This window comes from Vibrio sp. MM46, assembly GCF_027587135.1.
Taxonomy (GTDB): Bacteria; Pseudomonadota; Gammaproteobacteria; order Enterobacterales; family Vibrionaceae; genus Vibrio; species Vibrio harveyi.
In genome coordinates, this window is the sequence record NZ_JAPPTO010000015.1 from 107728 (window position 1) to 131615 (window position 23888).

At 44.6% G+C, this 23888-nt stretch carries 27 protein-coding genes; 14 read left to right on the top strand and 13 right to left on the bottom strand.

The annotated features are described in order from the left end of the window. The first annotated feature begins 21 nt into the window (after nt 1-21). The 6 genes from rpsA to OH459_RS17465 all read left to right on the top strand — a co-directional run bounded on the left by rpsA (nt 22) and on the right by OH459_RS17465 (nt 6874). Nucleotides 22-1692, top strand: a complete 1671-nt coding sequence (gene rpsA, locus OH459_RS17440; RefSeq protein ID WP_005444855.1) for a 30S ribosomal protein S1 — start codon at nt 22-24, stop codon at nt 1690-1692. Between the two features lie 213 nt (nt 1693-1905). Next, nucleotides 1906-2190, top strand: coding sequence for an integration host factor subunit beta (gene ihfB, locus OH459_RS17445; RefSeq protein WP_005444856.1), 285 nt, complete (start codon nt 1906-1908; stop codon nt 2188-2190). A gap of 140 nt (nt 2191-2330) precedes the next feature. Then, entirely contained in the window at nt 2331-2624 is a 294-nt protein-coding gene (locus OH459_RS17450; protein ID WP_005444857.1) for a lipopolysaccharide assembly protein LapA domain-containing protein, read from the top strand. Between the two features lie 18 nt (nt 2625-2642). Beyond that, a complete protein-coding gene (gene lapB / locus OH459_RS17455) occupies nt 2643-3818 on the top strand; it encodes a lipopolysaccharide assembly protein LapB (RefSeq protein ID WP_005444858.1) in 1176 nt (391 codons plus the stop codon). An 83-nt stretch (nt 3819-3901) separates the two neighbouring features. Continuing rightward, complete coding sequence (gene pyrF / locus OH459_RS17460; RefSeq protein ID WP_005444860.1) at nt 3902-4603, top strand: orotidine-5'-phosphate decarboxylase; 702 nt, start codon at nt 3902-3904, stop codon at nt 4601-4603. Nucleotides 4604-5026: 423 nt separating this feature from the next. After that, nucleotides 5027-6874: an extracellular solute-binding protein gene (locus tag OH459_RS17465; protein ID WP_269987816.1), complete on the top strand. Its 1848-nt coding sequence runs from the start codon at nt 5027-5029 to the stop codon at nt 6872-6874. 90 nt (nt 6875-6964) lie between these two features. On the opposite strand, the gene OH459_RS17470 is transcribed toward OH459_RS17465, so the two are convergent. From OH459_RS17470 to OH459_RS17490, 5 genes are read right to left on the bottom strand one after another with little or no spacing between them, the layout of a single operon-like run. After that, on the bottom strand, nt 6965-9025 hold the full coding sequence (locus tag OH459_RS17470) for a heavy metal translocating P-type ATPase (protein WP_050936830.1): 2061 nt from the start codon (nt 9023-9025) through the stop codon (nt 6965-6967). Continuing rightward, the gene (locus OH459_RS17475; protein ID WP_005444865.1) at nt 9022-9342 is read right to left on the bottom strand and encodes a hypothetical protein; all 321 of its coding nucleotides are present in this window, start codon (nt 9340-9342) and stop codon (nt 9022-9024) included. The genes OH459_RS17470 and OH459_RS17475 overlap by 4 nt, the downstream gene beginning before the upstream one ends. Further along, a complete protein-coding gene (locus OH459_RS17480) occupies nt 9332-9637 on the bottom strand; it encodes a hypothetical protein (RefSeq protein ID WP_005444866.1) in 306 nt (101 codons plus the stop codon). Before OH459_RS17480 ends, OH459_RS17475 begins: the two co-directional genes overlap by 11 nt. Further along, nucleotides 9630-10397: a YtxH domain-containing protein gene (locus tag OH459_RS17485; RefSeq protein ID WP_050924006.1), complete on the bottom strand. Its 768-nt coding sequence runs from the start codon at nt 10395-10397 to the stop codon at nt 9630-9632. The genes OH459_RS17480 and OH459_RS17485 overlap by 8 nt, the downstream gene beginning before the upstream one ends. Further along, entirely contained in the window at nt 10394-10726 is a 333-nt protein-coding gene (locus tag OH459_RS17490) for an HMA2 domain-containing protein (RefSeq protein ID WP_005444868.1), read from the bottom strand. The genes OH459_RS17485 and OH459_RS17490 overlap by 4 nt, the downstream gene beginning before the upstream one ends. 140 nt (nt 10727-10866) lie before the next feature. On the opposite strand from OH459_RS17490, the gene OH459_RS17495 reads away from it, so the two are divergent. Beyond that, entirely contained in the window at nt 10867-11229 is a 363-nt protein-coding gene (locus OH459_RS17495) for an HMA2 domain-containing protein (RefSeq protein WP_230544365.1), read from the top strand. A gap of 88 nt (nt 11230-11317) precedes the next feature. Here the strand turns inward: OH459_RS17495 and OH459_RS17500 are convergent, their stop codons facing one another. The 8 genes from OH459_RS17500 to OH459_RS17535 all read right to left on the bottom strand — a co-directional run bounded on the left by OH459_RS17500 (nt 11318) and on the right by OH459_RS17535 (nt 18465). Next, the gene (locus OH459_RS17500) at nt 11318-11770 is read right to left on the bottom strand and encodes a hypothetical protein (protein WP_050935842.1); all 453 of its coding nucleotides are present in this window, start codon (nt 11768-11770) and stop codon (nt 11318-11320) included. 107 nt (nt 11771-11877) lie between these two features. Then, complete coding sequence (locus OH459_RS17505; RefSeq protein ID WP_005444872.1) at nt 11878-12117, bottom strand: hypothetical protein; 240 nt, start codon at nt 12115-12117, stop codon at nt 11878-11880. 159 nt (nt 12118-12276) lie between these two features. Beyond that, nucleotides 12277-12759 carry an SRPBCC domain-containing protein gene (locus tag OH459_RS17510; RefSeq protein WP_009698463.1) on the bottom strand — a complete coding sequence of 161 codons (483 nt, stop codon included), beginning with the start codon at nt 12757-12759 and terminating at the stop codon, nt 12277-12279. 84 nt (nt 12760-12843) lie between these two features. Continuing rightward, the gene (locus OH459_RS17515; protein WP_269987817.1) at nt 12844-13623 is read right to left on the bottom strand and encodes a hypothetical protein; all 780 of its coding nucleotides are present in this window, start codon (nt 13621-13623) and stop codon (nt 12844-12846) included. A 221-nt stretch (nt 13624-13844) separates the two neighbouring features. Then, nucleotides 13845-14414: a PqiC family protein gene (locus OH459_RS17520; protein ID WP_005444878.1), complete on the bottom strand. Its 570-nt coding sequence runs from the start codon at nt 14412-14414 to the stop codon at nt 13845-13847. Further along, nucleotides 14414-16060: an intermembrane transport protein PqiB gene (gene pqiB / locus OH459_RS17525; protein WP_009702050.1), complete on the bottom strand. Its 1647-nt coding sequence runs from the start codon at nt 16058-16060 to the stop codon at nt 14414-14416. The genes OH459_RS17520 and pqiB overlap by 1 nt, the downstream gene beginning before the upstream one ends. Further along, the gene (locus OH459_RS17530) at nt 16053-17384 is read right to left on the bottom strand and encodes a paraquat-inducible protein A (RefSeq protein WP_154203504.1); all 1332 of its coding nucleotides are present in this window, start codon (nt 17382-17384) and stop codon (nt 16053-16055) included. Before OH459_RS17530 ends, pqiB begins: the two co-directional genes overlap by 8 nt. Nucleotides 17385-17559: 175 nt before the next feature. Next, entirely contained in the window at nt 17560-18465 is a 906-nt protein-coding gene (locus tag OH459_RS17535; RefSeq protein ID WP_005444884.1) for a LysR family transcriptional regulator, read from the bottom strand. A gap of 139 nt (nt 18466-18604) precedes the next feature. Between OH459_RS17535 and OH459_RS17540 the strand changes: the two genes are divergently transcribed. The 7 genes from OH459_RS17540 (at nt 18605) to OH459_RS17570 (ending at nt 23844) form a co-directional block, all read left to right on the top strand. Further along, complete coding sequence (locus OH459_RS17540) at nt 18605-19018, top strand: hypothetical protein (protein ID WP_269987818.1); 414 nt, start codon at nt 18605-18607, stop codon at nt 19016-19018. A gap of 66 nt (nt 19019-19084) precedes the next feature. Continuing rightward, complete coding sequence (locus OH459_RS17545) at nt 19085-21196, top strand: protein-disulfide reductase DsbD family protein (RefSeq protein ID WP_154203507.1); 2112 nt, start codon at nt 19085-19087, stop codon at nt 21194-21196. After that, nucleotides 21193-21705, top strand: coding sequence for a protein disulfide oxidoreductase (locus OH459_RS17550; protein WP_005444895.1), 513 nt, complete (start codon nt 21193-21195; stop codon nt 21703-21705). The genes OH459_RS17545 and OH459_RS17550 overlap by 4 nt, the downstream gene beginning before the upstream one ends. Before the next feature lie 107 nt (nt 21706-21812). Beyond that, complete coding sequence (locus tag OH459_RS17555; RefSeq protein WP_110414843.1) at nt 21813-22442, top strand: class I SAM-dependent DNA methyltransferase; 630 nt, start codon at nt 21813-21815, stop codon at nt 22440-22442. Between the two features lie 102 nt (nt 22443-22544). Continuing rightward, complete coding sequence (locus tag OH459_RS17560; protein ID WP_269987819.1) at nt 22545-22955, top strand: hypothetical protein; 411 nt, start codon at nt 22545-22547, stop codon at nt 22953-22955. Nucleotides 22956-23147: 192 nt separating this feature from the next. Then, a complete protein-coding gene (locus OH459_RS17565) occupies nt 23148-23516 on the top strand; it encodes a hypothetical protein (RefSeq protein ID WP_005444911.1) in 369 nt (122 codons plus the stop codon). Between the two features lie 4 nt (nt 23517-23520). Continuing rightward, nucleotides 23521-23844 carry a helix-turn-helix domain-containing protein gene (locus OH459_RS17570; RefSeq protein WP_005444913.1) on the top strand — a complete coding sequence of 108 codons (324 nt, stop codon included), beginning with the start codon at nt 23521-23523 and terminating at the stop codon, nt 23842-23844. The last annotated feature ends 44 nt before the right edge of the window (nt 23845-23888 follow it).

The window sequence follows — 23888 nt, forward strand, 5'->3', positions numbered from 1 at the left end:
AATTTATTGAAGATTAAATAAATGACTGAATCTTTTGCTCAACTCTTTGAAGAGTTTCTAAACGAAACAGAATTCCAACAAGGCAGCATCGTTAAAGGTACTGTAGTAGCTATCGAGAACGGTTTCGTTCTTGTTGACGCTGGTCTTAAGTCTGAATCTGCTATCCCTGCTGAACAGTTCAAGAACGCTGCTGGCGAACTTGAAGTTGAAGTTGGCGCTGAAGTAGACGTAGCTCTAGACGCTGTTGAAGATGGTTTCGGTGAAACTCAACTTTCTCGTGAGAAAGCTAAGCGTCACGAAGCTTGGATCGTTCTTGAGAAAGCTTACGAAGAAGCTGAAACTGTTGTTGGTATCATCAACGGTAAAGTTAAAGGCGGTTTCACTGTTGAACTAAACGGTATCCGTGCTTTCCTTCCTGGCTCTCTAGTAGACGTACGTCCAATCCGCGACACTGCTCACCTAGAAAACAAAGAGCTAGAGTTCAAAGTTATCAAACTTGACCAAAAACGTAACAACGTAGTTGTTTCACGTCGTGCAGTTATCGAATCTGAGAACAGCGTTGAACGTGACGAGCTTCTAGAAACTCTACAAGAAGGTTCTGAAGTTAAAGGTATCGTTAAGAACCTTACTGACTACGGTGCGTTCGTTGACCTAGGTGGCGTTGACGGTCTTCTACATATCACTGATATGGCTTGGAAGCGTGTTAAGCACCCATCTGAAATCGTTAACGTTGGTGACGAGATCCAAGTTAAAGTTCTTAAGTTCGACCGTGAGCGTACTCGCGTATCACTAGGTCTTAAGCAACTAGGCGAAGATCCATGGGTAGCAATCGCTAAGCGTTACCCAGAAGGTCACAAACTAACTGGTCGCGTAACTAACCTAACTGACTACGGCTGCTTCGTTGAAATCGAAGAAGGCGTTGAAGGTCTAGTACACGTTTCTGAAATGGATTGGACTAACAAGAACATCCACCCTTCTAAAGTTGTTAATGTTGGCGACGAAGTTGAGGTTATGGTTCTTGAAATCGACGAAGAACGTCGTCGTATCTCTCTAGGTCTGAAACAGTGTAAAGCTAACCCATGGCAGTCATTCGCTGAAGCACAAGCTAAAGGCGACAAAGTTACTGGTAAGATCAAGTCTATCACTGACTTCGGTATCTTCATCGGTCTAGAAGGCGGCATCGACGGTCTAGTTCACCTATCTGACATTTCTTGGAATGTTGCTGGCGAAGAAGCTGTACGTGAGTACAAGAAAGGCGACGAGATCTCTGCAGTTGTTCTAGCAGTAGACGCTGAGCGTGAGCGCATCTCTCTAGGCATCAAGCAAATGGAAAACGACCCATTCAATGCTTACGTTGCTGACAACAAGAAAGGTGTTCTAGTTAACGCTACTGTAACTGCTGTTGACGCTAAAGGCGCTACAGTTGAAATCGCAGAAGGCGTTGAAGGCTACATCCGTGCTTCTGAAGTATCTCGCGATCGCGTAGAAGATGCTTCTCTAATCCTAAGCGCTGGTGATGTTGTTGAAGCGAAGTTCACAGGTGTTGACCGTAAGAACCGCGTAATCAACCTATCTATCAAAGCTAAAGATGAAGCTGAAGAGCAAGAAGCAATGGCATCTATCAACAAGCAAGACGAAGCTGCTTTTGGTAATGCAATGGCTGACGCTTTCAAAGCTGCTAAAGGCGAATAATTTACTCGCTTAAGCTAAAAAGGAGCCGCAAGGCTCCTTTTTTATGCTTGCTACTTTGCGAGTAGTAATACTAATGTTGATAAACTATGCTAAAAAAAGACATTTTTTGATTGCGCATTTTGTGTAAAATTTGTCTAGAATTGATAGCAAGTGTTTGTTGGAATTAGTATTACTTACTATAATGAGTGATAAAGATACTCAAAGAGGGCAACTATGACTAAGTCTGAACTGATTGAAAGACTCTGCGCTGAGCAAACACATTTATCAGCGAAAGAGGTAGAAGATGCTGTAAAAGATATTTTAGAGCACATGGCTTCTACACTAGAGAGCGGTGACCGTATCGAGATCCGTGGCTTTGGTAGTTTTTCTCTTCATTACCGCGAGCCTCGCGTAGGTCGTAACCCTAAAACGGGCGATAAAGTGGAGTTGGAAGGTAAATACGTTCCTCACTTCAAACCTGGTAAAGAGCTTCGTGAACGTGTAAATATGGTTGGCTAAGGCTCTCTTATTAGTTTGAAAAAGCGGCATACTCTCGTGTATGCCGCTTTTTTATAACTAGATTATTGGTAATATACATGGTCTGAAGAAACATTTTACTGCATAATCTTACCTACTTACTCCTCGAAGGGTGATGTAACATGAAAATTATAAAAATCGTTGCTGTTTTAGCTCTCTTTTTAATTGCACTGGCTTTAGGTTCTCAAAACCAAGAGATCGTGACTTTCAATTACCTTTTAGCGAAGGGTGAATTCCACTTATCAACGCTACTAGGTGTGGTCTTTGTGGTTGGCTTTGCTCTGGCATGGGTTATCTTTGCTAGCATCCAATTCAAGACTCAACTTCAGGTTCGTCGTCTGAAAAAGAAACTTAAAAAGTATGAGCCCGCTGAAGCAGAGAAACCTGCTAAACCAGCAGTAGCAAAACAGGCATAAGGATAAGGCTTAACTTTAATGCTTGAACTACTCTTCTTGTTATTGCCGATAGCCGCCGCCTATGGCTGGTACATGGGGCATCGTAGCGCTCAGCAAGACAAGCAGAAGCAATCTCATCAGATATCCCGTCAGTACGTGACGGGTCTTAACCTGCTTTTATCTGATCAGTCAGATAAGGCGGTTGACCACTTTATTGAATTGCTCCAAGTTGATAACGAAACGATAGATACACACCTAGCGTTAGGTAATCTTTTCCGTTCTCGTGGTGAAGTCGACCGTGCAATTCGTATCCACCAAAACCTGATTTCCCGTTCTGGTCTGACTCTGGATCAGAAAAACCTTGCTCTCCAGCAACTGGCGAAAGACTACATGGCTTCCGGCTTTTTAGACCGTGCCGAGAAGATCTTTGAGCAGCTAGTTGATGAGCCAGACCATCGTGAAAGTGCCCTTCAACAGTTGGTGACTATTTACCAACAAACCCGTGAGTGGGAAAAAGCGATTCACTACGCAAACCAGTTAGCGAAAATGGGCAAAAAACGCACTCGTATTCGCGCTAACATTGCGCACTTCTGGTGTGAGCTGGCGATGCTTGACCAAGCGGATGGCAATACCAATAAAGCCATTCAACATTTCAAGAAAGCACTTTCAGAAGATCCTAAATGTGTCCGTGCGAGTATTGCTCTTGGTCGCGTGTACTTGGAATCAGAAGACTACAAACACACCATCAAATACCTGACTGGCGTGCTTGAGCAAGATAAAGACTTTATCAGTGATGTACTGCCAACAATTGCCGAGTGTTATCACCACCTTGGTCAAGAAGATGAGCTGGTGGAATTTTTACGAGCATGTATCGATAAGAAAGCCGGTGTATCGTCTGAATTGATGTTGGCACAGTTAGTTGCGCACCATGAGAGTGTGGGAGCCGCACAAGAACTACTAACCAAACAACTATTGAAAAACCCAACTATGAAGGGCTTCTACCGCCTTATTGACTACCATATTGCAGAAGCAGAAGATGGTCGTGCAAAAGACAGCCTTTCTACACTACAAGCGATGGTTGGTGAGCAATTAAAAGTTAAACCGCACTACCGATGCAGGAAATGTGGTTTCTCCACTCATTCCCTTTACTGGCACTGTCCATCGTGTAAAGGGTGGGGGACGATCAAGCCAATCCGAGGATTGGACGGTGAATAATTTTAATGCAGCTGGCAGAGTTTCTGTCCGCTGCATTTTTTTGACCTTTATTTAATAAGAACCAAAAACAGTTAGGAGATGAAATGATCGACCAAAAAGTTATTGTCGCACTGGATTATGATAACCAAGCTGATGCGCTTGCGTTTGTAGACAGAATTGATCCTGCGTCATGTCGCCTTAAAGTAGGCAAAGAAATGTTTACGCTATTTGGTCCTGATTTCGTACGTGAGCTTCATAAACGCGGTTTCTCTGTATTCCTAGATCTGAAGTTTCACGATATCCCGAATACGTGTTCAAAAGCGGTTCGCGCAGCAGCTGAACTGGGCGTATGGATGGTGAACGTACACGCAAGTGGTGGCGAGCGCATGATGACAGCATCGCGTGAAATTCTTGAACCTTACGGTAAAGACCGCCCGCTACTTATTGGTGTGACAGTGTTAACAAGCATGGAGCAGAGCGATCTTGCTGGAATCGGTCTGAACGTCGCTCCTCAAGAGCAGGTTATTCGCCTAGCAACTCTGACAAAGAACGCTGGTCTTGATGGCGTAGTGTGCTCTGCGCAAGAGTCATCTCTACTTAAAAATGAACTTGGAAAAGAATTTAAGCTAATCACTCCAGGTATCCGCCCAGCAGGCTCTGAGCAAGGTGATCAACGCCGCATCATGACGCCAGTAGATGCAATCCAAGCGGGTTCTGACTACCTTGTAATTGGTCGTCCGATTACTCAGGCTGTGGATCCTGCATCGGTCCTTAAGTCAATCAACGATAGCTTAGCAAATATGTAATGTTGATTTGAACCGAACGAAAAAGGTGAAGTGGGAACGCTTCGCCTTTTTTGTTTTTGCTGCACTGAAAAAATAGAGGTAGCTGTAATTGATATCGTTTTGCCTTGACTGTATGGCTAATGGCACTGCTAGGTTCACACTTTGCTAACATAAACCGCTGTGATACTCGGAAAGTGCAACCATGTGTTATGGATGGGTTGCGTTACAAATGTGTAACGAATACTATGGAGTGGATGCATTCACTGCGTTGTAAGGTCAGGATGACCTGGTGAAACTCTCTGATATTTATACGGAAGTGAACAGGACTTCACTTTGTATTCGCTCCCATTATTTCCTTTACTGTGTATTAAACACAGTCGCTTCGAGATTCACTTGTTGTCGTTCTTCTGGTCTTACTACGCAAACACGACAAGGAAGAAAACAATGATAAAAACTCTGCCATTCTCGGCATTGGCAATGTTAGTGGCGAGCAGCTTTCAGTTAAATGCTGCGGAGCTACCTGCTGACATCGAATGGATTTCGAATAATAACGAGCCTCTTTTCGCTTCTGATGAAGCTGTACGAGGCGGCACTCTGCGCACATATATGATGAGCTTTCCACAGACTCTTCGTAGCGTTGGTCCTGATGCTAACTCAGGTCTACGTCACTACTTTATGGATGGCGCACCTAAATTGGCACAGCGCCATCCAAACACCGGTAAATGGATCCCACAATTAGCCAAAGAGTGGGCGTTCGGTGAAGATAATAAAACAGTTTACTTTAAGCTGGATGAAACCGCTAAATGGTCAGATGGTGAGAAGATCACCGCAGACGACTACGTATTTATGATGAAGTATTACACTTCAGAAGACATCATCGATCCTTGGTACAACGACTTCTTTAAAAACAGTATTGTGAGCGTAGAGAAGATTGATGAATACACAATTCGCGTTAATCTTTCTGTTGCGCAAAGCCACGACTCTCTCATGGTTTTGATCAATATGCCAAGTAACGGCTTCCAACCTCGTCCAGAACACTTCTTTGAGGGTGAAAAGGACGAAAACAAAGACGGTATGCCAGATAACTTCGTCCGCAAGTTCAACTTCAAGGCAGAACCGACCGCCGCCCCTTACTACCTTGATAAGATCAAAAAGGGTAAGAGTGTTACCTTTAAGCACGTTGGTAAAGATTGGTGGGGCTATAACAACCGTTATTACAAAAACCGTTACAACGTAGACAAAGTACGTATCACTGTAATTCGTGACCAAGACATCGCGATGAAGCACTTCGAAAAAGGCAAGCTTGATTACTTTGATATGGTGCTACCTAACCTTTGGCACGACAAAACAAACAGCGATGGCTACACCAAGGGTTATATCCAAAAGTATTGGGGCTTCAACCAATCACCTCAAGGTGCGGGTGGTCTGTGGATTAACACAGCAATGCCGATGCTAGGCAATATAGAAGTACGTAAAGGCATCATGGCTGCAACAGACTACGATGGCATGATTGAAAACATCATGCGTGGTGACTATTCACGTAAGCCACACGGTTTAGGCTTTGGTCATGGTGAGTATGATGATCCAAACAATACACCACCAAAATTTGATCCAGCAGAAGCGGTTAAGCATTTCGAGAAAGCGGGTTTCGATAAAATAGGGGCGGATGGTATTCGTGCTAATGACAAAGGCGAGCGCCTAAGTTTTGCGATTACTTACGGTTACAATTCTCATACTCCTAGAATTGCTTATCTAAAAGAACAAGCGAAATTAGCGGGTCTTGAGTTTACCCTTAACCTTGTTGATGGCTCCTCTGCGTTTAAATACATCCTAGAGAAAAAGCACCAACTGGCATTCCTAAATATGGGCTCAGGTGAAATCCCAGCATATTGGGAATACTTCCACTCAGCGAATGCGAACAAGCCGCAAACGAATGCACATACGAACTACAGTAGCCCTGAGCTAGATAAGTTAATTGAAGCGTATGACAACGAGTTTGAACAACAAAAGCGTTATGACTTGTCACGTCAGATCCAGAAGTATGTTGGTGATGCAAACGTGATCGTCCCAGGTTACATGGTACCTTATACTCGTGTTGCACATTGGCGCTGGCTGATTACACCAAAGGATGCAATGACCAAATCCACCGAGAGCATGTTCCATCCAATGGATATTGGTAACTTCTGGATTGATAAGTCTGTGAAGAAAGAAACAGAGAAAGCGATGAAGAGTGGCAAAGTGTTCCCAGAAGTGACAGTCATTGATGATCGTTACAAGCTTTCATCAAACTAATGCTCTCCCTTAGGTAATAAAAAGCCCCGATACTCGATTGAGTCGGGGCTTTTCTCATCGCTTTCAGGAGTCTTTTCTTAAAGCGTACATTTATCCATGTCTAAGTGCTGCAGAGCGACCAAGGATAGACAATGTTGTGCCGTTATGGAGTAGAGCACTCATCGTTGGGTTGAGCCAACCTAACGCAGCAGCAAGCATGATTCCGCTATTCACGTATTCTGCGATCTTGATGTTAGAGTTGATCACATGCATGGCGATATTGGCAAGCTCACGCGCTTCTGCCAGTCCGTATAGCTGATCACGAAGAAGCACGACATCGGCAACTTGGCGGGCAAGTTCAGTACCTCGACCCATTGCGACACCGACATCAGCTGCGGTTAAAGCCGGCGCATCATTTACGCCGTCACCAACAAACATAACAGTGCGTCCTTCAGCTTGAAGCGCTTCAACGATAGTTGATTTCTCTGAAGGGACTGCTTCAGCGAAGACTCGATCTAGTTTCAGTTCATCAGCAAGAATGCTGGCTTTGAATTGGCTGTCACCAGTAATCATGATCAGCTCTTTGACACCAAACTGGTGCAGTGCATTTAGCGTGTCTAATGCATCTTCACGCAAGTGATCGCGTAAGCCAATCATGCCGATCAACACATTTTGATGCGAGATGAAGATAAGGTGACGACCTTGCGCTTCATACTTTTTGATCACATCTTCAAATGGTGTGAAGTCAACACTCTCATGCACTTCTAAGAAGTGGCGACTGCCCATTACCAACTCATGATCATTCATGGTGCTCTTGAGACCATGGGCAATCACGTATTCCACTTCACCGTGCTCGATGTGTGGTAGTTGATTGTGTTTTGCCGCGTTTACCACAGCCTGAGAAAGTGGGTGGTTGCTGTGTTCTTCGACAGACGCTGCAATAGCGAGTAAATCACGAGCCGTGTTGGAATCGCATAATGGAATCACATCCGTTACCTGCATATCACCATGAGTGAGCGTGCCCGTTTTATCAAACACACAGGTGTCGATTGTTACCAATTTTTCAATTGCGCTGCCGCCTTTGAACAAGATCCCTTGTTGTGCCGCACGGTACATGATGGATTTGAAGGTTACTGGCGTACTGAGTTTTAGCGCACAGGAGTAATCTACAAGGAATACAGACGCGACGCGGTTAATATCCTGAGTTAGCGCAAAGACTGCGGCTCCGATACCCAAGGTAATTTTCACGCGGCGGTTTGCCATGTCTTGTGTAACCTGCTGAATTTCGCTCTTTTCACTCAGCGAGTCATAAATCAGTTTGGCAATTTTTGCGGTGGTCGCTTCGCTACCGACCTTGTCGACGCGAACTTGAATTGTACCTTCGTGCACGCTAGTTCCAGAGTACACGACAGCACTTTCCTCACGACGAACTGGTACATTTTCACCAGTCAAAGAGGATTGGTTAATCAGTGCTGCCCCTTTGATGATAGTGCCATCAACAGGAATAGACACACCAGGAGCCAGCTCAATGACATCACCAACGTCAAGCTCCGTTGAGTTCACTTGTGTGCGTTGTGTTCCGTCTACGCGCCAAACAATCGATTCCTGAGGACGCATCAAATCAGCCAGTAGTTGATCACTGTTGCGACTGGTCTTTTGCTCCATGTATTCGCCAAGACTGATTAAGCTTTGCGTCATCATCGCAGTACGGTAATCACCGCGCCAAGCCGATAAACCAACAGCAATTGCATCTAAGACTTCAACAGAAATGTTCTTGTCTTTTAGATCGCTGACCCCTTCAAATAAGGTTGGAGCAATCAATGTTGCGGTTGATAGTGCTCCCCATTTGTTGGGCAGTAAAGCCGCCGCGATAGTGCCAATCACGTTCATGGCAATGTCGCCACGCGTAAACTTGTGTTCTGCTTCTTCTTGAGTGGCTTCTGCTAAATCAAGTTGGCTTAGACGTTCTTCAACCGTTTTTGCTTGTAGCAGTTGTGTGTCATATTCGACGACAACAGATTGAGCAGACTCATTGACCCGCACAGCACTGATGCCTTGGATTGCCATTAAACTGGTTTCAATCCAAGTGCCGACATCTTTGTGATGCCTTAACGCTGATGCTTTAAAGCGGATCCGACCGGGAAAGTGATGCTTTACCTGAATCGAGATCATTCTTCGCCTTTGTATAGGTTACGGTAGTATTCCAGCTCTGCTTGTGTGTCTTCTAAGCGTTCTTTAAGCTCTTCTACTTCACCACGGACTGCGGACCAAGCTTTCTCACCAGTAGTCGTAACACCTTGCTGAAACTTTTTGTTTGTCAATAGGTAAGCAACTGCTGCCCCGGCTGCCATACCCATCATAAAATGTGTTTTTGTGTTTTGCTTTTTATATGGTTGCTCTGCAGCCTGCTGTTGTGGATCCACTGCTTGGTTTTGTTGCTGTGGGTAGCCGTAGTAAGGGTAACCGTAGTATGGGTTGTTATTGTTCATCTTTAGATTCCGAAACTTGATCCATTAAGTAAAGACCCGCTGCACCTACGCTGAGAATTGTCAGCATAGAGAGTGCAGGGCGACCGGCCATTTTTTCTGCCACATACGTTGTCGCACCAGCGATTGCTGCAGTCTTAAGTGCAGATTTTGCGGCGCTGGTAGCCATTTCATTAGTGTCGATATTGCCCGCTTTATGCTCTTTCCACTGGCTGGCAATCGTCGCGCTGCCACCTGCGATAGCACCGACTAACATGGCACGATTGGCAGAACTGAGTTTATTGGCTGAATTACTCATGTTCTTTGATAACTGGTTGACCGTTTTCACCTTCGTTTTCTTCACTAGGTGCTTTTTCGGCAACTTCTTTGATTGCAGGTTCTGCTTTGTGACGCTCTACCGATTCTTGGAAGCCTTGTTTACCCGCAGCATAAGTCTCTTTAAAGATTTCACTTCCTGTCGACATGTTCTCTTTCACTGCACTTGCAGTGTTTACGGCGCCTTCTTTTACGCTTGAACCACCAGATTTCAGCATGTCGCCAGCACCTGATACCAAGCCCATTAGTTTGCCGCGCACATTTTCATTGCTTAATAGAAGTGCTGCTGCAGCGCCTACCATAGCGCCTTTCCAAAACTCTTTATCGTTCATACCGAAAGTTCCTAATATCTCTTTAAACATGCCTGCTTCTTCACCGAGAGCGCCTTCTAGCATCGCCTGAGCTTGCTCGAATAATGGATCGCTTTCTGGTGTTTCAGAGGTTTGAGGTGGTTGTTGAGGTTGCTGTGGGTGTTGCATCATCCCCGCATGCGGCCAGTGTGGGGGCGGTGGCATCATTCCCGGATGGAATTGTGCGCCCATGCCCGGCGGCATTTGGTGAGGATGACAAAATGCAGGATGTGGGAAATGCGGCATCATACCCATTTGATGAGGCATCATCATTGGTGGCATTTCACCGTTTTGCATGCTTGCCATGTAAGCATTCGCCATTTCCTTTTGCATTTCCATCATGGCCTTGAAGTAGGCTTCGTATGGATTTGCGTTGTTCAATGAGTCACTCATGAACGTTCTCCATCTAAGTCTAGTTGCTCAGCTATCGCGTAGCATGCTCGTTCAGCAACCTCTTTTGATTCCGAAAACAACGCGTCAATTGCTTTGGGGTTGACTGTTGTTGGGTCGTATTCAATGACGATACTGCCCGTCGCATTATTCAACTTATAGTTTTTGAATGCCGGAATTGAAGAAATGGCTTTCTCGATGTCGTCACTTCGGAAACTGGCAAGATGCGCTACGATGCCGAGCTTGTATTTGAGTCTTACTCTTCCCGGGATATGGTGGCCAATCGATACCCACTTTCTTAGTTTTAAGGCCTGGTCGACGTACTGTTTCATAAAAAAATTATACGGTAAGCGAGGTCAGATTCATTGAGAAAAAGGATCATGTGACGAACTAATTACAAATGCTTTGCGCTTAATCAATTTCAATGCTACTGTTGAAAACAGTAATGGTTATCATTTGGATTGGCGCTAGCATGAATACTTACATTCACAAGACAAATCATAGGCTTAGGGTTCGTTCTGACTATATTAAAGATCACCCCAAAGAGGTCGAAGAATTGATTTGTCAGTTGGAAGAGATTGATGCTGTACGTGAAGTAAAGCATAAGAAATATGCAGGATCTGTAGCGATCAGCTTCGATAGTCGTGAGCTAGATTGTGACAGTTTGATGGAAATTCTAGAAAGTCATCATTGGACGCAAAGCAGCGAAAAGCCTTCTTTTGTTGAGAAAGCAATGGTGAGCGGAACAAAAAGTCTAGTGAAAGGATTAACAGGGGTCGCATTGACTCGTATCGTTGGTCCATCGGTCAGCCGAGTTATCATGAATTTGGCATAAGCGGTTGAGAAAAAAGAACATTAAAAAGCCCGGCATCAAGTCGGGCTTTTTTGATCAAGTACGTTTGGCTATCGCTTTACTTGTGACGTTAAGCACTAAGCTTAAACTTCTTCGCTGCACACTTACAAATGCCATTCGAGAGAGCAGGGCAACGCTTGCAAGGTGGTGATTTCAAGGGCAAATGACCGACTGATTTAACTGAAAATGCAGGTGTTGAATCGTTCGCTGACTGTTTTGATAACGGTACTGAGGGTTTTTTAGGCGCAGTGGTGAAATCAACGACACCGCCAGCATCGTTAAACCAAGATAACAGGGGATTGAGAGGCGCGGCGAGCTCATATGCTGCACTCATTACAGCTTGGTTTGCGACGCCTTTCAGCTCATTAACGAGTTCACTTTGTGAAGAGAAAGTGTGAGATTTTGATGTGGCACGGCTGCCTAATGCGTTGTTCTTTAAAGCACTAAGCTGTTTATGTGAAGAAGAAGCCATTTTTTTTACGGTTTTCTTCTTCAATTTTTTTAGCGCTTTCTTCGCGTTCATTGCAAAACCTCATACGATAACTGCCGATAATTTAACAGTAATGCGATTAAAAATAAATCTCATTTAAGGTTTGCAAGCGCAATTTTTTACTTTAGCTGGCTTGGTTTCTAAGCAACTAAGTAAGAAGCCTCTAGTAGGTAAGTTTTAGCATCGCCCAACAAAGCAAATTCTTTGTCGATAGCTTTAAAACGTTCATCAATAGAGTCCGTTGCCACAATTTGGCTAAAGGCTTGTACCGAGAAAGTTTCGTTAGACTTAAAGAATTGATGCACATTTTCCAATTGGACTTTATGTATGTGCTCCACCTTGCTTAATGCGGTGGTTAGATCTGAAATGTTAATCGACATTGCTGCTCAAGCGCCTTATCTATTGACCATTAGGTCATAGGATTGGGGATTTATAGTTTTCGCTAAGGGTATCTTAAGCGACGTGCTTCAAACATGATTGAGATCAGGCTGAGCGCATTTATTGAGCATATTAAGTAGCAAGTAGAGTGTATATTTTCATTATTTCTCGCAATTGCCGTGAGATTGGCGGCACAACTCTTCTAACCATTTTAGGTGGTACTTTCTTAGCTGTTTTGGTGCAAAGTATTTTGTAAGCCAGGTCATTCCACCGCGTTGGGTACTTTCCGTTGTAATACAGCAACCTGTTTTTGTCGGCTCTAAAACCCAAGCGTGGTACATATCAACACCTCCTTTTTTGCCTTTCCATGCCAAGCGTTGATTCAAGGTGTATTCGACTACTGTGCAGTGAAAATCAACCCAAGATGTTTTCCAACGAAACATGGTGTTTTTGCATAACGTGCTATCGCCACTTAAGATCTGAACCATGGTTTTAGAGTGACGCCATGCCGGCCACTCAGGAGCGCGAACCAGATGTTGCCAAACAACTTCTGGTGGTTCAGGGATCTCGATTTGGCTGCGTACGTGTATATGAGAATGTTTAGGGTGGTAATAATCTGGCCAGATAACTTCCGATTTATTCATCATTAAGCTTTGCCTAAGTGAGAAGGTTATTACTAGCTTAGAAGATCCTACGTTGGCGTGCTGCTGCGCCTTATGTTGAGGGGACTAAAAATATAGTCCAAGACCAACAAGAAAACCGTGAGAGGCAGTATCGTATTCGAAGGTTCCTTTATTGACATAGTCCACCCAAGTCGATTTGTAAGCCAGGTTAATGTCCGACCAATCATTCATGTGATAACGCAAGCCTATTTGTGTCGCATAAGTAAAGTTCGTATCTGCTCCAAGACCAGCGTCTAAACATGCATGAAAACGCCAGTCTTTAGTGAGATTGTTTAACCAACGCACGCCCACTAAGAAATCAACCCAGTCCTCTTTGATGTTTAATCTGTCTACGAGAATGCGGTTATCGTTACGGTAGACTTTACCCTTGATGTCGTTATCCCACCAACGTAAGCCAAACATGTAATCAATCATGCCAAATGAATGGATTTCTCGTTGGAACACTTTTGCCTCAAGTACGCCTTGTCTGACGTCCAGATCTGCACGATAAGTAACATTAGGTAAAATGCCAGATAGATTATTCGCACTGCCATTTAGATCCATAAAGCTGTAATCGAGGTAATAACCCCATTTATTTTTGTACACTCCTTCAAGCCTTGCCATCGCACCAATATCAAGATGATCCATGATGAACTTAGGATCTACGTCAAGGTCAGTTGAGAAATTCCCCATTGTGGAATCGCCATTAATATTCAGAGCCTGCATGTAGATTTCAACACTATGCTGCCAATGGCTTGGTGACGAGTATGTATCGTCTGCCATTGCAAAAGGTGTTATCAGATAAGAAGAGAGCAGAGAAAGAACCGGCAGGATTTTCTTAACCATATCAACGTCCATATTTTAATTAAATGAGTTGCATAAAGATTAGCGTAGGGCATGGAGTGGGGTAATTCAAAAACGACGACTAACGGAAACGCTTTATTTCACTCACAGTATCGCTAGATATGGCTTAATAGTGTTTTCTCTGGATGATGTTGAGAGAAGAGGGCGATTAGAAATTTGAGGAAGAAAACGCCCACTCCTCAATTGGAGTGGGCGAGAGAGTTTTATAGTTGAGCAGCGATTTGATCAGTAAGGTTATTCAACCCAGCGGAAAGCGCGTCAACAAGCGCATCATAACCTTCGTCTTGTAAAGGCAGTTTGATTGTTACAGGTGCACTGTTTTTCACTTTGCCATTCGCATCAATGATAAGCCATTCGCCTTCAATTTCTGCGTTTCCTTCATAGCTACCATTAAACTTACTCAGCGATAACTGAAGTTTACTTTGGTCACTTTGGTCGAGTAAGTTGTTCACTTCTACCGGCCAGTATTGGCTTTGCTTAGCACGTAGATCATCAATCATGCGTTGAGTAATTTGCTCAGAGATACTGTGCGCCCACTGGTTGTGTTTTGCTTGAATGATTTTAGTCTCAGATGTTCGGTACACAATGCCACTGTCAGCAAGATAGCTTGCTAGTTGAGCTGGACGAACAACAAGCTGTGGACGTTGTGCAATCATGGTGTCGCTGATTTTCGCTGAGCTTGCTTCAGGCAATACATACAATGCCCCGGTGTTTTCTGGTGCACTGCTACAACCTGCCAATAGGGCAGAAATCAATAAAAGTCCGCGTTTCATTATTTTTGCCCTCTAACAGGAATTGGATCATTCACTTCGTCTTCACCAAAGACCAATGAGTTTGGTTTTTCATTTAGTTGCTTAAGAACGGGCTTGAACTCCGTCATTACCTGCTCCAACTCTTTCAATGTGGACTCCATCTCACTATACATAGTGGAATTCGGACCATAACCATCCAAGGTTTTCTGCAACTGTTCTAAGCTCTTGCGAATGTCTTGTGGAATGGCTTTGGTATCGTCTTGGTTAAGCAATTTGTCGACACTGCTTGCAACGCGCTCAGCAGAAGCGAGAGTGCGCTCTGATGTTTTCAGGGTTTTATTTAATGATTGAAGCGTCTCTTCCATCGGTAAGCTATTAATTTTTGTCAGGAAGTCATTTACTTGGCGTTGTACTTGAGCGAACCCACCTTGTTTGGTCGGGAAGACGTCTAAGCCTTCAAACTCGCTTGGGACGTATGGGTCTTCATCAGGATAAAAATCGGTATCAATGTACAATGCGCCAGTCAGCAGGTTGCCGGTTTTTAGTGTTCCACGAAGCCCTTTAGCAAACTCTTCTTTCAGTTTCTGTTTGAAAAGAGGTAGCTTGTCGGCAGGCAAGTCGTTGTACACGCGTCCAAGTTCAATACGAACTAAGACAGGAATTTTTTTCGCAGAGAAATCTTCGTCTGGCGTTGGCATACGCATTGGCACTTTCATTACAGTACCGATACGTAGACCGCGATATTCCACGGGTGCTTTACGTTTAAGACCACGTACTGATTCTTCAAACATCATGACAAACTGGATGTAGTCGTCGTACATGCCTTCACGCACTTGCTTAACGTCATCGAATAAACGGAAGTGCGTCATATCCTCTTTGACTTCATCTCCCGCTCCTAAGCCAGGTAAGGTATCAAAGACAACCCCTCCAGTGATTAAGCTTTCAAGAGAGCCAAACTTCACCTCAAAACCTTCGGCGTTCAGTTGTAAGTCAACACCTGAACTTAGCCAAAAATGAGTCTTCGTGCGCACAAGGCTGTCGTATGGTTTGAAGATAAACAGTTGGTACAGCGCTCGGCGAGTATCCACGTCAAAGCTAGTGGTTTCTACACGCCCAACGGTGAAGCCTTTGTAAATCACCGGATCGCCAACGCCGAGTTTGCCTGCTTCGCGGTGGGTCAAGACAATGCGTAGACCCTCTGCATCAGGGGAGGCAACGGGTGGAACGTCAAGTACATTAAAGTGTTCCTTTTCAACTTTGGAGTTGCCTGGTTGCAGCTGGATATAAGCACCGGAAAGTAGCGTTTCTAAACCAGAAACTCCCTCCCGACCAATACGCGGTTTGACGACCCAAAACATCGAATCCTCACGCAGCATACGATCGGCATCTTTGTTCATTTGTGCCGTGGCAATAATGTGGTCGTAATCTTTGCTGAGCTTAACATCTGTGATCACTCCCACTTTTACATTGAGTGCCTTGATTTCGGTCTTGCCAACTTCAATGCCTTCTGCTGTTGGTAGCTTCAGAGTGATCTCGGGACCAGTACTGTTGATGTATTGAAACAACATCCACGCTCCCATCGCCAGTGCAAGGATCGGGATGATCCAAATTGCGGAGACCTGCTTTTGCGGTTTTATTTGAGCGGTTGCTTTGTTCTCATCACTCATATTTAGCTTTCTCAGTTAAGTTATTCGTCATTGGCTTCTGCGCTTCGTTTTGTGGTAATTGCCATAACAAACGCGAGTCAAAAATCATGGCAGAGAGCATGGTGAAAATGACCACTGCCGCAAATGAAAGGGCAGCAGGACCAGGGTAGATCGCCATTAGGTTTTGCAGTTGTACTAACGCAACCAAAATCGCGACCACAAAAATATCAATCATTGACCAGCGCCCAATAAACTCGGTCATTCGGTACACTTTTAAACGCGAGATACTTTCCTCTGGTGGCAAGTATTGAGCTTTCTGCGCGTTGTAATAAAGCCATGCTAAGGCGAGCATTTTTGCCATAGGAATGAAGACACTAGCAAAGAAAATAACGGCAGCGATTGGGTAGGAGCCTAGTTGCCACAGCAGCACCACACCCTCCATGATGGTTGAACCTTCGGAATGACCAAGGCTAACGGTATACATCATTGGATAAAGGTTGGCTGGAATGTAAAAGATAATAGAGGCAAACAACAGTGCCCATGCTTTCTGTAAGTTATTCGCAGGATTGTATTTATGAACTGGGCTATGGCAACGAAGGCACTTTTGATGTTTAGTATCTTCGATAGGGTTAAGCTGATGGCACGTGTGGCAACCAATGTGATTATTGTCATGGTGCGTATCACCTTCTTTCACATTTGGTAGTTCGATAGATGGGATGAAATGCCCCCATAGCCAGCTCTTATCTACCATAGAAATACACTTCACCACCAAAACTGTGTATACACAGAATGCCCAGAATGAACTGCCCATGCCTATCTCAGCCAGCGAAGCAATCTTAATTAGGCTCACTAATACGCCAATTAAAAAGACATCGACCATCAACCAAGGTTCGACTCTAAACAGAATTCGACACAGAGTCTTCGCCATGCGAATTTGTTTTTTACTCAATGGATGCTTGAGCGACTTCAAGGCTTCAAGATGAAGGAAAAGAATCAAACCGACGTAGATAGCGGGAAGGATGACAACGGTCGCAAGTAATAAAGCGCCAAGGAGCGCATTATGAAATTCCGCTAGCATCTTCGCTGCGTGCATTAGAGTGATTTCTTGAGATAAACCTTGAACGCTGAACGACATGAATGGGAAAGAGACACTCAAAACTAGCACGATCAAACAAGCGACCGAGACAGCAAGAACGCTTTGATACGGTTTCGCGTTGATTTTAGTTAGCGAATGCTCACAGCGAGGACACTGTGCTTTTTGACCTTGTTCGATATCAGGAATACGAACGACCAAGCCGCACTCTTCGCAGGAGATCAATTGACGTGAATTAGGTTGGGTGCTCATTCATTAATTATTTCGTACTTTTAATAACTAAGAATAACCCTTTTTCACGTTATGCGCTTGTTTTTGCGGGATTGTTTACACGTTTCTTACCTGTTTAATGCAAAACCAGCCTTAGATACTGGTTGTTGCGTTATCCAGAGAGGGTGAGGAGCGACGAGACGCTCTAATGTTCGTTTTAAGCTTTCGCGTCTTGTTCAAACTTGGCTTTGATGAAATCAATGAAGGTTCGCAGACGTTTAGGCTGGTAGCGGTCACGATGGAAAATCGCTGACAGAGGTACCGATGGGATTTCCCATTCTGGCATCACTTTGACCAACTTGCCTTGCTCTACTTCTTTGTCACAGTAACTTAAGGGTACGCGAATAATGCCGTTACCGTAGAGTGCGCCCATCACAAGAGCGCGACCATTCTTACAACGTAAGTTACCTTTCACTATCACGTCACTGTGTTCAGTTGGTGTAGCAACGTTACGGTAGCTCCAACGCGTAACTGAGCCTGTGAGAGTACGGTGTTTCGCCAGCTCTTTGGGGGCGACTGGTTCGCCATGTATTTTAAGGTAACGTGGGCTCGCGAGTGTGACCATGTCGATCATCATCAACTTACGCGCAACGAATCCAGCGTCTTCCAGTTCTCCCATACGAATAGCAACGTCGAACTGGTCTTCGATCAAATCAATTCGAGGCGAAGAGAAGTCCAAATCCACAAATACATCTGGGTATTCCAACATGAATTCATTGACGTATTTAGCGACGATGTCTTCGCCGATATAACCGCCGACGCAGTTCACTCGGATCAACCCTCGAACTTCTTGAGTATCGTCGACAGCGGCAATTAATGCTTGGTCGATATCATGCAGTGCTTTTTCGCATTCTTGGTAAAAACGTTCACCGGCATGAGTCAAACGCAATGTTCGCGTAGTTCGAGTGAGTAGAGTCACGCCCATTTGCGCTTCGAGCCCACTGATTTGGCGAGATACATGGGAACGCGATACTGAAAGGGCTTCTGCCGCTTTGGTGAAGTTGCCCAGTTGAGCAATCAAAACAAAGGAGCGAATATCAGCAAGATTAACTTTATTGAGCATGTTGAATTATTTACGGAAATGGTAGTCATAAGACTATCATAATTAGCTACCAATGAGAGCGGCGCAGAAAATTCATACCACTTGAGGTTTATATAAACTTGCGTATGATTCCCGCCAACGATTGACAATCAAAACGAATATGCTTGCATCTACTTCACAATCTGTTGCATCCCAACATCAAGGGAAATGGCTCCTAGCTTTGATTGGCTGGGTGATTGTGGTGTGCCTGTTGAAAAACTCCGGCTTGATGTTCAGTTGCGCCATGCAATATGACTCGAACACGACCTCGGTGTTGGTTGATGGGGGGCGAGTTAATGATGTCACAAAGATTGAGAGAGCCGACAATGGGCACGATACGGGTAAATGTGAGTTATCTGAAAAACTGATTCAATTTGCTCAACAGCAACTGGAAACCATGGTTGTTGTGCTGTTTATTGGTCTCTTCGTATTAGCCGTGTGGCGCTGCTGCGCATTTGCTAACCAAAGGCAATGGACAGAACCGATAATCCATAAGTATCGGGTCCATCTCACCCTATGTGTATTCCGTGAATAACAAGTGATTTCTGACGAGTATTTTTCCGTCAGTATTTTCTACACTTGTTTTTAACTAGGAATCACTATGAACCACATTAAAAAAACAACTCAAGCTGCGGTTATGATCTTCATGACGTTAGCACTGAGCTTATTCTCGTTATTTGCCCAAGCACAGACGACAGACACCGGGTGGCTGACCAACCCTCAACATCCACCTGTACAGACGCGCTTTGTTCTTACCGGACAACAAGATACCAATACCAACACACTTACTGGTTATCTTGATGTCAAACTCACCGGCGATTGGAAAACCTACTGGCGTTCACCGGGTGAAGGTGGTGTCGCGCCTTCTATTGATTGGGAAAAATCACAAAACCTAACCAAAGTGGATTGGCAATGGCCGTACCCGCAGAAATACGAACTGCTTGGTATTGAAACGCTGGGTTATAAAGGTGACACCGTTTTCCCAATGACGTTACACGTCGAAGACATGAATAAACCAGTGACGATTGATGCGACGCTGACACTGTCTTCGTGCACGACCATTTGTGTCCTGACGGATTATCACATTCAACTGTCTTTCCTACCTTCCGACTTACAAGTTGATGAAGGAGTGATGTTTACTTACGCGCAAGCAGTGAGCAGTGTGCCTCAGCCTTCTCCTTTTGTTGAAGTTACGCAAGCAAACTGGGATGCGAGCCAATCTAAGTTGCAAATCAAACTGACCAACTCACAAGGATGGCAGAAGCCAGAAGTGTTAGTCGATGGTGTCGATGAAACAACGAGCGATTACAGCTTCAAGTTGGAAGGGCTGCATCAAGAGGGCAATACGCTTACCGCAAACTATTTAGTGAATACTTGGTTGGGTGACGTAGAACTGGATAACCAATCGCTTTACGTCTCAATCAAAGATAACAACCTACTGGCGCAAGAAACCGCGCAAGCAAAAGCGGGTGTTATCACGCAAGCTTTGCCAACCACTTCACTGGTGAACATATTCTTGTTTGCGCTACTAGGCGGCTTGATTCTGAATATCATGCCTTGCGTACTACCAGTACTAGGTATGAAGTTAAGCAGCATTGTGGCTGCACAAGGTGTTGAACGTCGCCAAATTCGCACTCAATTCATCGCTTCTTCGTTAGGTATTCTGACTTCGTTCTGGCTTTTGGCTGGGTTTATCTTAGTGTTGAAGCTGACAGGTAATGCTATCGGCTGGGGTGTGCAATTCCAAAGCCCTTGGTTCTTAGGCTTAATGCTGCTGGTGACCGGATTATTTGGCGCCAACATGCTTGGTTTGTTTGAAATTCGCCTGTCTTCAGGTACGAATACTTGGCTAGCGTCGAAGGGCGATAACTCGCTATTTGGACACTACGTGCAAGGAATGTTCGCGACTCTGCTTGCAACGCCTTGTTCTGCGCCTTTCTTAGGTACCGCCGTTGCGTTTGCACTGGGTGCGGACGTAGCAACGTTGTTTGCTATTTTCACCGCACTGGCATTAGGCATGGCACTGCCTTGGATCTTAGTCGCTATCTTCCCGGGTATCGCGTTGAAGTTACCAAAGCCAGGGCAGTGGATGAATGTCGTGAAAATCGTATTCGGCATCATGATGCTGGCAACCAGTGCATGGTTGTTGTCATTGATGGCGAATCACTTACCAGTATTTTGGGTCATCTTAATCGGCTTGGTTGCATTTATCGTTATTATGGCGCGTGTCAAGCGAGTCTACGGTAACAAAGCGCTGGCAGTGTCAGGTACGGCATCGCTCATCTTAATCGCTGGTGGACTGATGCTAGGCAGCATGACAGCGAATCATTGGGCAACCCCATTGCCTGAAGACTTGGCTTGGGAAAAGTTATCGAATGAAGCGATTGCGGAACACGTGAAAAATGGTCGCGTAGTATTTGTGGATGTGACTGCTGACTGGTGTGTCACTTGTAAAGCCAACAAGATCGGTGTGATCTGGCAAGATCCAGTTTACTCATTGCTGCAAAGCCCTAATGTTGCGACGTTAAAAGGCGACTGGACGCATCCCAATAGTTCAGTTACCGATTTCTTAAGAGCACATGGTCGTTTTGGTGTGCCATTCAACATAGTTTATGGTCCTGCTGCACCAGAAGGTATTCCTTTACCAGTGATTTTGACTGACGATGTTGTGGTGAAAGCCATTGAGCAAGCAAGCGGAGGTGTGATTAAGTGAACACCGTAAAAAAGCGCAAGTCGCTGAAATATTGGCTTGGTCAAGCGCTACAAATCATCCTCATGGTGACTGTTATATCGGTCGCGATGGATTGGTACCGCACCAAAGACATTCCCAAAGAGCATGCGCCGCCTCTTAGTGCAATCATGGCGGACGGTGAGTTCGTCGATGTGATTGCCAAAAGCCATGACGAGCCTGTTGTCGTGTATTTTTGGGCAACGTGGTGCCCTGCGTGTAAGTTTGTTAGCCCTAGCGTGAGTTGGTTGAGCAACTATTATGAAGTCGTTGCTGTTTCTGGTGCCTCTGGTCCAGAAGAACGTGTACAAAAATTCATTCAGGCAAAAGACTACCAGTTCGATAATGTCAATGATCCCAAAAGCACCATCATGCAAGAATGGAGCATTAGCGTAACTCCGACTATCTATGTTGTAAAAGATGGGAAGATAAGCTCAATTACAACGGGTGTTACCACACCAGTAGGTATTTTAGCGAGGATCTGGATGGCTTAAATCAATGCGTAGCACGTCGACTTTTTTCACGCTTTTACAAGGACATAAGTGTATAGGTGAGTAGGGCGTGCTACATTGGCAAGCGTTCAAGAATTCAAGGAGGAATCATGGACGTTGCCAAAATGTATGATGAAGTATCTGAGCGGTACCAAAAGTTAATTGAAGACAGCCAATATGTTGGTCCACGTTGGGTCGACGGGAAGCTAAAAACACTCAATCTACAGCAAGGCTCAGCCCTTGATTTGGCTTGCGCCACAGGCAGCATCGGGAAAGTCATAAAATCTCATTACCCTGATGTCGTTCTACATGGCTTGGACATCTCCTCCAATATGGTGAACAAAGCGCGCGAAACCAACTTATATCAAAGCGTCAATGTTCATGATCTTGACCAACCTTTTTCCCCACTTTTCAATCAAACCTTCGACATCATTACCGCTCTCGGATTCACGGAATTTCTCGTCGATCCCCAGTCGCTACTTCAATGTATTGCTGAGCTGCTAAATGCTGATGGGCGTTGCTTTATCAGTTTCCAATGTCACGACCCAGATGGAAAAGATCTGCCGAGAAACACCTACAGTGGCACAGTCGTACACACCGCTTACACCGAGAACGAAGTTCGCGAGTTCAGCCAAAACGCAGGGCTTAAAGTCGTATCGCTTGAAAATCTTGTCGGTTATACATCAGGTGCAGGTTATGTATGCCGTTACCTGCTCTTAGAGCTACGAAAGCCAAGTTAATCAATCAAATAAACAAGACGTGCTGAAGGAATACACGGTATTTCCGGCGTTAAGTATGTTTCCGCAGGACTGTTTAAGTATGCGGTTTAAAAGGGGATAAGCATGAAGTGGACGCTATGGTTTATTGCTTTTATCGCGGTAGAAGTTATGGCAAAAGAACCACTTAGAGTTGCGATCAATCAAACACCGTATTCCGCCGTTTTACGGCTCACGAGTTTTGAAGAAATAAAGCAAGGTGTTGATGCATACTACGAAATTCAAGCTGACGTACTCGAAGAGATTCGAGGGAATTTTTCGTCTCACATATCTTTCAAAATGTATGCAGCGAAGGGAGATGAGCCAAATTTAGGAGCTGCAGCATTGATTATTGTGCTCTGTCATGATGACCAAGGGTATTTTTGGCCCGGCACTGGTTCTGAGTTTAAGGCGAGTAAGCAAAATATCGCTATCGCTAAAGAGGCGGCTGAATATCAAACTGAAGAACAAGAGTTGTTTTCTCTATGCCCGCAATAGTGGATATTGAACCACGGAGACGGCAGGGGTTTGTCCTCAAGTTGATTGCTTAACTTATTGAAAATTAAGAACTGTCATACCATTGTCGCCATGGTGTCACATGACAAAAAGGCGACTGTCGTCTGTGCGTCGTTTTTATAGTGTCGATCTTGCGGCACGATGTGAACATCATTGAATGAATAGGGATATGTGATGCAAACAGGGAAAACAATTTTAACCAGCTACTTTGAATGGAAAGGACATGACATTACTGTCCAAATCTCAATGTTAAGTGGCAAAGAGTGGGTTTACGTCGATGGTGAACTCGTATCCCAAAAGTCCAATTGGTACTTTAAATCCAGTCATATGATTGAGATTGAAGGAGAGAAATTAGAAGTCCAAATTTGCCTAAACGGTAAGTGGATGATAACGGTCTTCCTAAAAAAGGGTTATCGAAGTATCGATGAGTATGAATTTGGGCTAACTCATTTCCAAATTCTCAAAGGCATTGGTGTTGCTTTTGCATGTGGTTTGCTTGTTGGTTTTGTCACTATCGCTGTGTTTTTTGGTGGGAAAGGGTGAATGGATGCAATTAGATACCTCAAAAATTCGCCACTTAAGGCAGCACAAAGCATGGACCCAACAACAACTCGCCGATATCTGTGGGTTAAGTTTACGCACCATACAACGTGTTGAGCTTCACGGAAGTGCTTCTTTGGAGACGGGGCGTTCTCTGGCGGCTGCATTTGATACCGAATACACGGCACTTTTGGTCAATGCTAAACCTGATAACTATGGGAGTAACGAACCTTCATCTTTTAGCTATTCTCCTAACCTTATATTAATTAGTGTAGGAATGTTTGTATTCGGTGTATTGGTCGGTGCACTTGCAATGCTCCTATTAAGATAGATTGGGTTACACCGCATGCCCAAAGCAATGTGCTCTGGGCATAA

Bases quoted from the DNA above. Each gene is read 5' to 3' on its own strand.
- rpsA (WP_005444855.1), top strand. From the start codon at position 22: ATGACTGAATCTTTTGCTCAACTCTTTGAAGAGTTTCTAAACGAAACA.
- ihfB (WP_005444856.1), top strand. From the start codon at position 1,906: ATGACTAAGTCTGAACTGATTGAAAGACTCTGCGCTGAGCAAACACAT.
- OH459_RS17450 (WP_005444857.1), top strand. From the start codon at position 2,331: ATGAAAATTATAAAAATCGTTGCTGTTTTAGCTCTCTTTTTAATTGCA.
- lapB (WP_005444858.1), top strand. From the start codon at position 2,643: ATGCTTGAACTACTCTTCTTGTTATTGCCGATAGCCGCCGCCTATGGC.
- pyrF (WP_005444860.1), top strand. From the start codon at position 3,902: ATGATCGACCAAAAAGTTATTGTCGCACTGGATTATGATAACCAAGCT.
- OH459_RS17465 (WP_269987816.1), top strand. From the start codon at position 5,027: ATGATAAAAACTCTGCCATTCTCGGCATTGGCAATGTTAGTGGCGAGC.
- OH459_RS17470 (WP_050936830.1), bottom strand. From the start codon at position 9,025: ATGATCTCGATTCAGGTAAAGCATCACTTTCCCGGTCGGATCCGCTTT.
- OH459_RS17475 (WP_005444865.1), bottom strand. From the start codon at position 9,342: ATGAACAATAACAACCCATACTACGGTTACCCTTACTACGGCTACCCA.
- OH459_RS17480 (WP_005444866.1), bottom strand. From the start codon at position 9,637: ATGAGTAATTCAGCCAATAAACTCAGTTCTGCCAATCGTGCCATGTTA.
- OH459_RS17485 (WP_050924006.1), bottom strand. From the start codon at position 10,397: ATGAGTGACTCATTGAACAACGCAAATCCATACGAAGCCTACTTCAAG.
- OH459_RS17490 (WP_005444868.1), bottom strand. From the start codon at position 10,726: ATGAAACAGTACGTCGACCAGGCCTTAAAACTAAGAAAGTGGGTATCG.
- OH459_RS17495 (WP_230544365.1), top strand. From the start codon at position 10,867: ATGAATACTTACATTCACAAGACAAATCATAGGCTTAGGGTTCGTTCT.
- OH459_RS17500 (WP_050935842.1), bottom strand. From the start codon at position 11,770: ATGAACGCGAAGAAAGCGCTAAAAAAATTGAAGAAGAAAACCGTAAAA.
- OH459_RS17505 (WP_005444872.1), bottom strand. From the start codon at position 12,117: ATGTCGATTAACATTTCAGATCTAACCACCGCATTAAGCAAGGTGGAG.
- OH459_RS17510 (WP_009698463.1), bottom strand. From the start codon at position 12,759: ATGAATAAATCGGAAGTTATCTGGCCAGATTATTACCACCCTAAACAT.
- OH459_RS17515 (WP_269987817.1), bottom strand. From the start codon at position 13,623: ATGGTTAAGAAAATCCTGCCGGTTCTTTCTCTGCTCTCTTCTTATCTG.
- OH459_RS17520 (WP_005444878.1), bottom strand. From the start codon at position 14,414: ATGAAACGCGGACTTTTATTGATTTCTGCCCTATTGGCAGGTTGTAGC.
- pqiB (WP_009702050.1), bottom strand. From the start codon at position 16,060: ATGAGTGATGAGAACAAAGCAACCGCTCAAATAAAACCGCAAAAGCAG.
- OH459_RS17530 (WP_154203504.1), bottom strand. From the start codon at position 17,384: ATGAGCACCCAACCTAATTCACGTCAATTGATCTCCTGCGAAGAGTGC.
- OH459_RS17535 (WP_005444884.1), bottom strand. From the start codon at position 18,465: ATGCTCAATAAAGTTAATCTTGCTGATATTCGCTCCTTTGTTTTGATT.
- OH459_RS17540 (WP_269987818.1), top strand. From the start codon at position 18,605: ATGCTTGCATCTACTTCACAATCTGTTGCATCCCAACATCAAGGGAAA.
- OH459_RS17545 (WP_154203507.1), top strand. From the start codon at position 19,085: ATGAACCACATTAAAAAAACAACTCAAGCTGCGGTTATGATCTTCATG.
- OH459_RS17555 (WP_110414843.1), top strand. From the start codon at position 21,813: ATGGACGTTGCCAAAATGTATGATGAAGTATCTGAGCGGTACCAAAAG.
- OH459_RS17560 (WP_269987819.1), top strand. From the start codon at position 22,545: ATGAAGTGGACGCTATGGTTTATTGCTTTTATCGCGGTAGAAGTTATG.
- OH459_RS17565 (WP_005444911.1), top strand. From the start codon at position 23,148: ATGCAAACAGGGAAAACAATTTTAACCAGCTACTTTGAATGGAAAGGA.
- OH459_RS17570 (WP_005444913.1), top strand. From the start codon at position 23,521: ATGCAATTAGATACCTCAAAAATTCGCCACTTAAGGCAGCACAAAGCA.